We start from the raw sequence: 11,101 nt of genomic DNA, 5'->3' as shown, positions 1-11,101 counted from the left end.
GCCCGTCAACGCGTAGATCGCCACCGCGACTTCGCCCTGAGACTCGGCCTCGAAACGATGCTTCGAGGGATTGTCGCGAACCGAAATGGAAGAAGAGTTGGTCATGGTTCTTCAGTGCAGATGCCGCCGGCGCCAGGCCGCCTGCGGCAACGTCACATGGTCGGGGGCAAGCCGATGGGGTGAACAGGGTGAGGCGCCAGTCGTCGGCACGCCGGCCTCGGTATTCTTGCCGAACCGACGGACCAGGTGGGCGCAGATTGCCAGGGCCAGGTGCCTGAGCATGGTCGAACTGGCGAATCGCGGGTTGCCGATCAAGGGAAGGATCGCCGCGCCCAGATGCCCCATCACCGGATCGATCAAACCCGGCAGGCACGAAAGCTCGCCGACGCGGTCGACGCCAGAGGCGTCCGCCACCGCGCCGATCAGCGCATGCGGAACGTAGAACTGGAGCACATCCAGCGGGCTGCCCAGGTAGCTGGCCACCTCGTCGCGCAAATCGACGATGCTGATGGCACCGCGCGAGTAGCTGCGAACCACCGCGGGCCGGCCGCGCACCCAGAGTTCATGGTGGCGCATCCCGACGAGGTGCAGCGTCACGACGAAGGCGTCCTGCGCTGGAATCTCCAGCTTCATGCCGAGCTGATCGGACGTGCAGGTGATGCGTGTCACCGCAAACGGCACGTTCAATGAAGGCCGCATGACAAGCGCAGGCGCTGACGGCAACTCGAAATACCGTCCCAGGCGATCGCCGAAGGCACCCTCGGAAAATGAAGCAGGAAGAATCATCGCGAGAGATTTGCAGATGCGTTGGTCGCTTGACCGGTCCGGTCGTCAGTCCTGTCGCACGGATTCGAAGAGAAACCAGGTGCGGCGCTCGGCTTCGTCGATCCAGTTTTCCAGGACGCTCGCGGTGGCGACGTCGCCATGCTCATCGCACAGCGAGTGCGTCGCACGCATGAAGCCGGCGAGGCGCTGATTGTCTTCGCGCAGCTCGGCCAGCATTCCGATCGGCGTCACAAAGTCCGCGTCGTTGTCCGAGAGACGTTGCAGTCGCGAGGCATGGCCCGTCGAACGCAGCGTGGTCCCGCCAAGTTTGCGGACGCGTTCGGCGATGGGATCGACCGTGGCGAATATCTGGTCGGCCTGCTCGTCCAGCAACAGGTGATAGTCGCGAAACGACGGGCCCGACATGTGCCAGTGGAAGTTCTTCGTCTTGAAGTAGAGCGCGAGAGTGTCCGCCAGCAGGACATTCAGCCCCGCAGAGACATCGCGTATCGCGTCCGCGGTCAGATCGTTCGGGGTGTGGAGCGGCGCGAGGCGTCGTTTCTTGAGGGTCTTCGAATCGGCCATGGTTTTTCCTTCAGGAGTGGACGGGGCTAGAGGGCGAGAAAGTGGTGCACCGCAGGCCTTTCGGGCCCGATGTGGAAGCGAATCGCTTCGCCTTGCAGGTCTGCATCGGCGTTGGACACGCGGTGGTGCTGACGCAGATGTTCCGCCCACGATTCGACGAGGAACCACTCCATGACCCGCTCAGGGTCCGCCGTGTGCTCGTGGAGGCCCCAGGCGTAGGCACCGTCGCGGCGGCGCTCCAGGGACAGGCGCTTCATCGCCCCCAGGAACGCAGGACGATCGTCCTTGCGGATGCGGTACTCGACCTGGATCATCACCGGCCCGCGGTCGTGCGCGACGGGCTCGGCGAGCAGCGGTTCGGGCCAGTGGTTCGACGCCTGCAGATCGGACTCGCCCGCAGGCAGGCGGATCCTGTGAAAGGCAACGCCAACGACCAGCAGCCCGACGGCACCCGCCACCAGCGTGGCCGGCACGCCGATCTGCTGCGCGATCAAGCCCCAGCCCAGGCTCCCGGCTGCCATGGCACCGTTGAAGACGGTCAGATAGACCGCCAGCCCCCGCCCGCGCACCCAGTTCGGCAGGATGGCCTGCGCCACGCCGTTGAGCGTGGTCAGCGCGACGATCCAGCCCAGGCCCAGCAGCATCAGCAACAGCACGGCCAGCCACTTCGGCGGTGCGAACACCAGACTGGCCATGACGGCGGCAACGAGCACGGAAGCCAGCAGGACCATTCCGTCCGCGTCGAGGCGTTGGCGCAGGCGCGGCATGACCAGGGCGCCGGCAATGGCGCCCGCGCCCACGGCGCCCAGCAGGACGCCGTAGAAGCCGGCCGTGCCGCCGAGCATCTGGCGCGCCACCAGCGGCAGCAAGGCCCAGACCGAACTGGCGAACAGGAAGAACACGGCCGCGCGCAGCAGCACCACATGCAGTTCCTTGCTGGCGCGTGTGTAGCGAAGTCCGGCGCGGAAGGCGCCGAGAAAGTTTTCCGACAGGCCGGTGTCGGCCACTGCGGGGCGCTTCCACCACAGCAGCGCAGCGATCACGAACGCATAGCTCAGCACATCGGCTCCGTAGGTGACCGCAGCGCCGAAGCTCGCCAGAACCAGCCCGCCCGCCGCCGGGCCGATCGAGCGCGCGATGTTGATGCCGAGCGAATTCAGCGCCACCGCATTCTTCAGGTCGGCGCGCGGCACGAGCTCCGGCACGATCGACTGCCAGGTCGGCCCCATCAGCGCTGCGCCGATGCCACCGGCAAAGGTCAGCGCAATCAGGTACTCGACGGTCAGCGCGCCTGTGCGCGACAGCACCAGCAGCGTGCAGCTGACGCTGGCCAGAAGGAGTTGCACAGCGATCAGGAATCGCCGGCGGTCGAGGACGTCGGAGAGCACCCCGGCCGGGATGGCGAGCAGGAAGACCGGCAGCGTCGCCGCCGTCTKGATCAGCGCGACGGCGGTCGGACTGGCGGACAGGTCCGTCACCAGCCACGAACTCGCCACATCGCGCATGAAGCTGCCGATGTTTCCCAGCACCGTGGCCGCCCACAGCACGGCGAACACGGGCTGGCGCAGCGGCGCGAAGCCGCCTCGAGCGGACTCAGCCACGCGCGCGCTCCTGCAGGTCATGCCAGGCGACCAGCAGAAATCCGCCGACCAGGCCGAGGTGCTCGAAGAACGAGTTGGCCGCCGCGAATCGCCCGGGTTGCGGCATCTCCCAGAAGCGCAATGCAACGAAAGTGGCGAGCAACGTGAAGCCGGCCAGCGCCAGCGCACCCAGCCAACGGTAGTAGCCCGCAAGGATGAGCGCCGAGGCACCCAGTTCCAGCACGATGACCGCCATGGCCCATGGTGCGGCCGGCGACAGGCCGAAGTGGTTCATCTCGGCGATCGCCGATCCGAAGTCCACCGCCTTGTTGAAGCCGCCCTGCAGATAGGCGGCGCACAGCAGCAGCAAGGTGATCCAGCGCAAGGCCGGTCCGGGTTGCCAGCGCATCAGACCGCCCAGCACGCGCAACCGAGCGCGCCCCAGAAGCTCTTGAGGTCGGCAATGGGCAGCTTGCTGCTCCAGGCCGTGGCGTGCTGGTGGCCGTGCACGTTGCAGTTGTTCGCGCAGGCGCAGTCCGCCGCCATGCGGCGCAGTGTCGTTTGCAGCGGCCGTCCGTCCTTGTCGCCCCAACCGGCGTAGCCGCCGAATGTGCGAACCGGCGACCAATCGGGCATGGCCGGCGGCGGCACGCTGTCGTCCTGCGACGCGAAGGGGCCGGCCCCATAGACCACCTTGCCACCGACCAGGGTGAGCAAGGAGGTGGTGTCCGCGATGTCCGATTCGGGGCACGCGAAGAAGTCGCGGTCCGGCACGATCAGGTCGGCGAACTGGCCTACCGCGATCTGCCCCTTTCTGCCCTCCTCGTTGGAGAACCAGGTGACCTTCTCGGTCCACATGCGCAGCGCTGCCTCGCGGTCGAGCAAATTGCGCTGCGGCGTGATCTGCAGGCCGCCCACGGTCATGCCGGTGACCAGCCACGACAGCGATACCCACGGGTTGTAGGAGGCCACGCGGGTCCCATCGGTGCCCGCGGAGACCTTCACGCCCTTCTCCAGCATCCGCTTGACCGGCGGCGTCGCCTCGGCCGCCGCGGCCCCGTAGCGTTCGACGAAGTACTCGCCCTGGTAGGCCATGCGGTGCTGCACCGCCACGCCGCCGCCCAGCCCGGCGATGCGGTCGATCGACTTCTCCGAGATGGTCTCGGCATGATCGAAGAACCAGTTCAGGCCCGCCAGCGGGATGTCTTCGTTCACCTTCTCGAAGACATCGAGCGCGCGGATGATGGTCTCGTCGTAGGTGGCATGCATGCGCCAGGGCCAGCGGTTCTGAGCCAGGATGCGCACCACTTCCTCCAGCTCGCCCTCCATCTCCGGCGCCATGTCGGGGCGCGGCTGGCGGAAGTCCTCGAAGTCGGCGGCCGAGAACACCAGCATCTCGCCCGCGCCGTTGTGACGGAAGTAGTCGTCGCCCTGCTTGTACTTCGAGCTCGCCGTCCAGTTCAGGAAGTCCTGCTTCTCCTGCTTGGCCTTCTGGGTGAACAGGTTGTAGGCCAGGCGGATGGTGAGCTGGCCGGCATCGGCGAGCCGCTGGATGACCTGATAGTCCTCGGGGTAGTTCTGGAAGCCGCCGCCAGCGTCGATAGCGCCCGTCACGCCCAGGCGGTTGAGCTCGCGCATGAAGTGTCGCGTGGAGTTGAGCTGGTACTCGACCGGCAGCTTCGGCCCCTTGGCGAGGGTGGCATAGAGGATCGCCGCGTTGGGCTTGGCCAGCAGCAGGCCGGTGGGGTTGCCATTGGAGTCGCGGGTGATTTCGCCGCCGGGTGGTGCGGGCGTGTCCTTCGTGTAGCCCACGGCGCGCAGGGCGGCGCCGTTGAGCAGCGCGCGGTCGTACAAGTGCAGCAGAAACACCGGCGTGTCGGGCGCCACGGCGTTCAGCTCGGCGATGGTCGGCAGGCGCTTTTCCGCGAACTGGTGTTCGGTGAAGCCGCCCACCACGCGCACCCACTGGGGGGCCGGCGTGACGGCCACCTGGCGCTTGAGCATGTCCATCGCATCGGCGAGGCTCCGCACGCCGTCCCAGCGCAGCTCGAGGTTGTAGTTGAGCCCGCCGCGGATGATGTGCAGGTGGTTGTCGATGAGACCGGGCAGCGCCGGCTTTCCCAGCAGGTTGATGACCCGAGTGTGGCCTCCGGCCAGGGGCAGGATGTCCTCGTCGCGACCCACATGGATGAAGCGGCCGTCCTTGATGGCGACCGCGCTGGCGATCGGATGGGCGCGGTCCAACGTCGTGAAGCGGCCATGATGCAAGATGAGTTCCGGGGCTTGGGAATCGACCACGTCGGGTGTCCTTGAAGAGCGTTGCTGCGCGAGGCTGGGCGCAGCGAGAGCGGCGCCCAGCGCGCCGAGAAAGTGCCGGCGGCGCCGAAGATCGAAGTCGGCGGTCATGCGTCGTGTACCCCGGCGCGGTCCGGCTCGGACGCGGCGAGCTTCGGTTTCGCGCACTGCGGCAGTTCGCCGAACATGTGCGGCTTCACCTGCTCGTGCAACCACGAGGTGGCCGCCGGGCCTCGATCGAACAGCCGCTTGGCCAGCGGCGGCAACTGTTCGCCAGCGAGGATGCCCAGCAAGCCGACGAGCGCGATGATCGGCGGCGCCGGCGAACGCACGCTGAAGAGCGCGTAGATGACACCGACCAGCACGCCGAGCGCGAGTGATACGACGTACGGCTTCATCGCATGCCCCGCTCAGCCTTCGTGAGCGCCGAACATGGTCTTGGCGTAGGTGATGCCCAGGCCATACGCACCGGCGAACTTCCTGGCGATACCCGTCGTCATTTCGTAGGTTTCGGTGCGGGCCCAGTCGCGCTGCAGCTCGAGCAGGTACTGCACCGAGGTCATCGGCCGTGCACCGGCTTGCACCATGCGGTCCATGGCGCGATCGTGCGCCTCGGGCGAGACGTCACCGCAGGCGTCGGAGATCACGTAGACCTCGAAGCCCTGGTCCAGTGCCGACAGCGCCGGGCCGACGATGCACACGCCGGTCCACAGGCCGCACATCACCAGGCGGCTCTTGCCGATCCGGTTGACTTCCTGGATCACGGCAGCGTCTTCCCAAGTGTTCATGGAGGTGCGGTCCAGCATCTTCTGCTCGGGGAAGGCCGCCTTGATCTCGTCGAACATCGGGCCCGAGAAGCTCTTCTCGGCCACCGTCGTCAGGATGGTGGAGGCCCCGAAACCGGCAGCCGCGTGCGCGACCAGAGCCGCGTTGTTGCGCAGGTTGACGGCGTCGATCGAATGCGTCGCAAAGGCCATCTGCGACTGGAAGTCGATCATGATCAGGGTGTGGTCCTTGGGCGTGAGAAGCAGGGCGCCGGGGGTCGGGGTGGCTTTGATGGTCATGGGAGGACTCCTGGTTGCGAAGGGAAACAGAGGGGTGACGTTCGATGTGAATCCTCGTTTCGGCACGGATTCATGTCTTGTCGATTAGTGAGGATCTTTTGGATATTCGGCGTTTCGGAAGGCTGCGGATGCCTTCAGAACGAGGGCAGTTCATTCGGCCGCAGGTCGAATACCAGCAGCTCGGCGCCGTCGCCGTGCGCCAGGTCAAGCCGCTGCTCGTCGCGCACGCGTGCGCCGTCGCCCTCGGACAGGCGTTTGCCATTGACCTCGACGCTGCCGCGCGCCACGTGAACGTAGGCATAGCGGTCGGGGCCGAGCGCCAGCGAGGCGGCTTCTTGACCATCGAACAGGCCCGCGTAGACGCGCACATCCTGATGCACGGCGAGCGAGCGATCGGTGCCATCGGGCGAAATGATCAGGCGCAGCCGTCCGCGCTTTTCTGCCGGCGCGAAGTGCACTTGCTGATACCGCGGCGCAACACCCTTGGCATTCGGCAGGATCCAGATCTGCAGGAAATGCAACGGGTCCGAGGACGACGAATTGAACTCGCTGTGCCGCACGCCGGTGCCGGCGCTCATCATCTGCACGTCCCCGGGACGGATGATCGAACCCGTGCCCATCGAGTCCTTGTGCTCGAGCGCGCCGTCGAGCACGTACGAGAAAATCTCCATGTCGCGGTGCGGGTGCGTGTCGAAGCCGCGACCTGCATGCACGCGGTCGTCATTGATCACCAGCAGGTCCGAAAAGCCTTCTTGTGCTGGATCGTGGTAGTGACCGAAAGAGAAGGTATGGCGCGACTTCAGCCAGCCGAAGTCTGCGATTCCCCGGTCGTTGGCGCTGCGAACTTCCAACATGATTCATTCCTCATTTATTTAATGAATTCGATTGAATTCACAATGGACCTCGAAGAGAATTTCCAAGGCAGGGCCGGATCTTCTCTTGTCCGATGAGGCCTGCTGGCGAAACTTTTCGCTACTTACAATCGATTTTTTCGATCATTCAGCTGCAAGGACCCGCAGGTGCTCAAACTCAGCCTGGAAGCCATCGAGGTCGTGGACGCCATCGCGCGCCATGGCTCCTTCACCGCCGCCGCCACCCACCTGCACAAGGTGCCCTCCACCATCTCGTACGCCGTGGGCAAGCTGGAGGAGCAGCTCGGCATGCTGCTGTTCGAGCGCAACGGACCGCGCGTGTCTCTCACCGCCGCGGGCGAGGAGATGCTCAAGGAAGGGCGCTGGCTGCTCGACGCCGCGAGCGACCTGGAATCCCGCATGCGGCAGATCGCCACGGGCTTCGAGTCGGAGCTGCGGCTCGTGCACGATTCGCTGATCCCGACGCAGGCGCTCATCGACGACGTCCGAGCCTTCGAAGCGCTGCGTTGCGGGACGCGGCTGCGCATCGGCTGCGAGGCACTGACGGGAAGCTGGGAGGCGTTGCGCGAGGGGCGCGCCGATGTCGTCATCGCCGCGGGCGAAGGGCCGGCCGGCGGCGGCTACCAGGCGGTCACCGTGGGCAGTCTCGAATTCGTGTTCTGCGTGGCACCGACGCATCCGCTGACCCGGCTGGATCGCCCGCTTCAACGCGGCGACCTGCTGGGGCACAACGCCATCGTGGTCGGCGACAGCGCCCGCACGCTGTCGGACCGCACCATCGGCCTGCTCGCAGGCCAGCAACGCATCACGGTGCCGTCGATGGCGGCGAAGATCGCCTGCCAGGCGGCGGGCCTGGGGCACGGATTCCTGCCCAGAGCCTGCATCCAGGGCGAGCTGGCGCGCGGCACGCTGGTGGAACTTCCCACCGAGGAGCCTCGTCCGCCCGAAGCCTTCTGGCTGGCCTGGAAGACGGGCGCCGACGGCCGGGCCCTTCAATGGTGGGCGAAGCAGCTGAACAGGCCGCTCGTCCCTGCACTGCTGCCGCGCTCGGTCTGGATGCCGTGATCCCGCGGCGCCGTGCCCGGATCAGGTCCGGCTGCGACGCCAGCGGGCCGGCGATGTGCCCGTGCGCGCCACGAACACACGCGTCAAGTGGCTCTGATCGGCAAAGCCGCAGGCCGCGGCGATCTGCGCGATCGAGAGATCGCGCTCGCCGAGCAGGCGCTGCGCCGAATCCACGCGCTGGCTCACCAGCCAGGCGTGCGGCGCCTGGCCTGTGGTCTGCTTGAAAGCCTTGCTGAAATGACTGCGCGAAAGCGCACACTCGCGCGCAAGATCGGTCAGCGACACATCGCCGGCGAGGTGCTCCATCAGGAACGCCTTCGCACGGCGCTYCTGCCAGGGTGCCAGCCCCCTTGAACGCAGGGGCGCGGCACGCCGCACGCCGCCGTAGACATGAATGACGTGGGCCTTCAATGCGAGGGCCACATGGTCGATGAACAGCGTGCTGGATTCCTCTGGGGACATCAACGCAGGCAGCATGGCCCTTGCCAGATTTGCAATCACCGGATCCACGGTGCCGGCATCGCAACGCAGCATGTCGACGCGCGGCACCTCCATCTCCTCGGCGAACGAATCGATGGTCGCCCGGGGCATGTGAAACAGCATGGAGTGAAACGGGCTGCAGACGTAGGCGGAGGCGCACTCCGACAGATCGGCGATGTGGAACGCTCCCTCTTGCTGCAAGCCCAACTGGAGGGAAGCACCGCCCCTGACGATGCGCCGACTGCCTCCCGAAGTGATCTCGACGCTCAGCAGGAACGCGTCTTCGGCCGGCAATGGTGCCAGCACGAAGAGATGCGGGAGTTCATGGTGCATTCGCGCGACACCGAGCTCGGTGCCGCAGCGCGATGTGGTAACGAGYGACGGGACGGCGTCGACACCGTACTGCCGCGCCAGGCGCTGGCCGAACCCGCAGTCGGAGCGATGATGAGTTGCCATGGTCTGGTGAAATGCGATGMGGCGATGGTAACCAGGGGAGGTCGGCAGCACACGATCTGCCGACCTTCTCCTACAGCGGCTTCAACTGCTGCAGCAGGGTCGGAATCAACTCGCTGAGGGTCGGATGAATCGGAACGCTGGCGGCTAGCTTCCGCACATCGACGCCTGTGGCCATGACGGCCAGCATCGAATGCACCACCTCGTCGGCGTCGACGCAGACGAAGGTGGCACCGAGCAGGCGCATGGAGTTTCGTTCTCGCCCCCTACGCCTTGAAGAAGGCAAGCAGATCGGGATTGATCTGTTCGGGGTTCGTCGCGCACATCCCGTGCGAATAGCCGGGATAGACCTTCAATTGGGCATTCTTGACGATCTTGGCGCTCATCAAACCTGAATCGGCAATGGGCACGATCTGATCGTCATCGCCGTGCATGACCAGGGTCGGCACATCGATCTTCTTCAGGTCATCGGTGAAGTCGGTCTCCGAGAAAGCCTTGACGCCCTCGTAGTGGGCCTGGATGGAGCCCATCATGCCCTGCAGCCACCAGTGTTCACGGATGCCCTCCGAGATCTTCGCGCCTGGACGGTTGAAGCCGTAGAAAGGCAGCGTCAGGTCCTTGTAGAACTGCGGCCGGTTGGATGCGACCGCCGCGCGAATGCCGTCGAACACATCGATCGGGAGACCGCCCGGATTGCCCGGCGTCTTCACCATCAGCGGCGGCACGGCGCTGATCAGCACGGCTTTCGCCACTCGCTTGCTGCCGTGGCGGCCGATGTACCGAGCGACCTCTCCGCCGCCGGTCGAGTGGCCGACGTGAATGGCGTCCTGCAGGTTCAGCGTTTCGGTCAGCGCCGCAAGGTCGTCGGCGTAGTGGTCCATGTCATGGCCGGTGGCCGTCTGGCTGGAGCGGCCATGGCCGCGACGGTCATGCGCGATGACACGGTAGCCATGCTGCAGGAAGTACAGCATCTGGCCGTCCCAATCGTCCGCGCTGAGCGGCCAACCGTGCGAGAAGACGATCGGCTGGCCCTTGCCCCAGTCCTTGTAGTAGATCTGCGTGCCGTCTTTGGTGGTGATGAAGCTCATGTCCTGGTTTCCTTTCGGTCCTGCTGGTGGTTGATGGATCGCGATGTCCATCGTGCAGCGTGCAAAGCTCGACGTATTGACGATTTGTCATGCGGTTTGCAGATTCGCGCAGCGACCACGCGCTACTTCTGCGTCGCTCAATGAGCGCCGGGGGCAACCGCCGTCTCCCGCATGATGGCTTCAGGCGTCCGGTAGGCTTCGGCCATCTGTCGCTCGTGCTCCGTTCGCAACTGTGCCTGCATGTAGGCGCCGAGTGCACGCGCATGCTCCACGATGAACCCGCCGAACTCAAGACGCGGCCGTTCGTAGGCCTCGAGGGCGGTTCGGACGTCGTCATGGCGCTTCAAGGCATCGAGCAAGGCCACGGCGTCACCCGCAGCCTTCGTCACGCCCATCCCGCAGTGAGGCCGTGCAACGAACGCCGAGTCACCAAGCAGCGCGATCCGACCGAACGCCAACTGAGAGCTCTCCAAATCGAAGATCGGCTGGAAAAAGAGCGCCTCTGTCTTCTCGACAACCTCAGCGAACTGGGGGGCCAGCACATCCCGCGCGGCTTGACGCGCCTGCTCCAGGACGCTGGCTCGAATGAGCGGCGGCGGAATGCCATCGAGCCACACCTTGCCGGTGTCGTCCGTCACCATGTCTTTCAAGGTCGTGCCTTCGTCAGCCGGCCGGTACCAGACGAAGTTGAAACGCCTCGAGCCCGGCGTGACTGAATTGTTCTTGCCCGCGACCGGGTAGGCGATCATCTGCTCGCGCGGCGGCAATCCGAAGGCGAAGTAGGGAAACAATTCCTTCAATGTCCGAGACGACAGGACCGACTCGTCGACCAGGCCGCGCCATGCGATGTAACC

The 11,101-nt window shown here is 65.7% G+C and carries 13 protein-coding genes; 1 reads left to right on the top strand and 12 read right to left on the bottom strand.

Annotation, left to right across the window (positions count from 1 at the left end; translation table 11 throughout):
• Positions 1 to 111: 111 nt before the first annotated feature.
• The 8 genes from AC1D2K_RS19410 to AC1D2K_RS19375 form a co-directional block, all read right to left on the bottom strand.
• A complete protein-coding gene (locus AC1D2K_RS19410) occupies positions 112 to 786 on the bottom strand; it encodes an AraC family transcriptional regulator (protein ID WP_478090464.1) in 675 nt (224 codons plus the stop codon).
• Positions 787 to 831: 45 nt separating this feature from the next.
• Entirely contained in the window at positions 832 to 1,350 is a 519-nt protein-coding gene (locus AC1D2K_RS19405; protein WP_478090463.1) for a Dps family protein, read from the bottom strand.
• A 26-nt stretch (positions 1,351 to 1,376) separates the two neighbouring features.
• A complete protein-coding gene (locus AC1D2K_RS19400) occupies positions 1,377 to 2,972 on the bottom strand; it encodes an MFS transporter (protein ID WP_478090462.1) in 1,596 nt (531 codons plus the stop codon).
• Positions 2,944 to 3,339: a DoxX family protein gene (locus AC1D2K_RS19395; protein WP_478090461.1), complete on the bottom strand. Its 396-nt coding sequence runs from the start codon at positions 3,337 to 3,339 to the stop codon at positions 2,944 to 2,946. The genes AC1D2K_RS19400 and AC1D2K_RS19395 overlap by 29 nt, the downstream gene beginning before the upstream one ends.
• Positions 3,339 to 5,336 carry an amidohydrolase gene (locus AC1D2K_RS19390; protein WP_478090460.1) on the bottom strand — a complete coding sequence of 666 codons (1,998 nt, stop codon included), beginning with the start codon at positions 5,334 to 5,336 and terminating at the stop codon, positions 3,339 to 3,341. Before AC1D2K_RS19390 ends, AC1D2K_RS19395 begins: the two co-directional genes overlap by 1 nt.
• A complete protein-coding gene (locus AC1D2K_RS19385) occupies positions 5,333 to 5,623 on the bottom strand; it encodes a XapX domain-containing protein (protein WP_478090459.1) in 291 nt (96 codons plus the stop codon). Before AC1D2K_RS19385 ends, AC1D2K_RS19390 begins: the two co-directional genes overlap by 4 nt.
• Before the next feature lie 12 nt (positions 5,624 to 5,635).
• Positions 5,636 to 6,289 carry a hydrolase gene (locus AC1D2K_RS19380; RefSeq protein ID WP_478090458.1) on the bottom strand — a complete coding sequence of 218 codons (654 nt, stop codon included), beginning with the start codon at positions 6,287 to 6,289 and terminating at the stop codon, positions 5,636 to 5,638.
• Positions 6,290 to 6,423: 134 nt separating this feature from the next.
• Positions 6,424 to 7,143, bottom strand: coding sequence for a pirin family protein (locus AC1D2K_RS19375; RefSeq protein WP_478090457.1), 720 nt, complete (start codon positions 7,141 to 7,143; stop codon positions 6,424 to 6,426).
• Positions 7,144 to 7,308: 165 nt separating this feature from the next.
• Here AC1D2K_RS19375 and AC1D2K_RS19370 point away from each other — a divergent pair, with 165 nt between their 5' ends.
• On the top strand, positions 7,309 to 8,226 hold the full coding sequence (locus tag AC1D2K_RS19370) for a LysR family transcriptional regulator (protein ID WP_478090456.1): 918 nt from the start codon (positions 7,309 to 7,311) through the stop codon (positions 8,224 to 8,226).
• A gap of 21 nt (positions 8,227 to 8,247) precedes the next feature.
• Here AC1D2K_RS19370 and AC1D2K_RS19365 read toward each other — a convergent pair whose 3' ends face one another.
• From AC1D2K_RS19365 to AC1D2K_RS19350, 4 genes are all read right to left on the bottom strand, one after another.
• Positions 8,248 to 9,213, bottom strand: a complete 966-nt coding sequence (locus tag AC1D2K_RS19365) for an AraC family transcriptional regulator (protein WP_478090455.1) — start codon at positions 9,211 to 9,213, stop codon at positions 8,248 to 8,250.
• Positions 9,214 to 9,232: 19 nt separating this feature from the next.
• The gene (locus tag AC1D2K_RS19360) at positions 9,233 to 9,406 is read right to left on the bottom strand and encodes a hypothetical protein (protein ID WP_478090454.1); all 174 of its coding nucleotides are present in this window, start codon (positions 9,404 to 9,406) and stop codon (positions 9,233 to 9,235) included.
• Positions 9,407 to 9,425: 19 nt separating this feature from the next.
• Positions 9,426 to 10,247, bottom strand: a complete 822-nt coding sequence (locus AC1D2K_RS19355) for an alpha/beta fold hydrolase (RefSeq protein WP_478090453.1) — start codon at positions 10,245 to 10,247, stop codon at positions 9,426 to 9,428.
• Positions 10,248 to 10,384: 137 nt separating this feature from the next.
• A partial coding sequence (locus AC1D2K_RS19350; protein ID WP_478090452.1) for an FAD binding domain-containing protein occupies positions 10,385 to 11,101 on the bottom strand: 717 nt, incomplete at its 5' end.

The organism is Variovorax sp. P1_H12_2 (genome assembly GCF_056405335.1).
The sequence above is the reverse complement of the archived record's forward strand: the minus strand, read 5'-3'. Positions and strand labels throughout refer to the sequence as shown.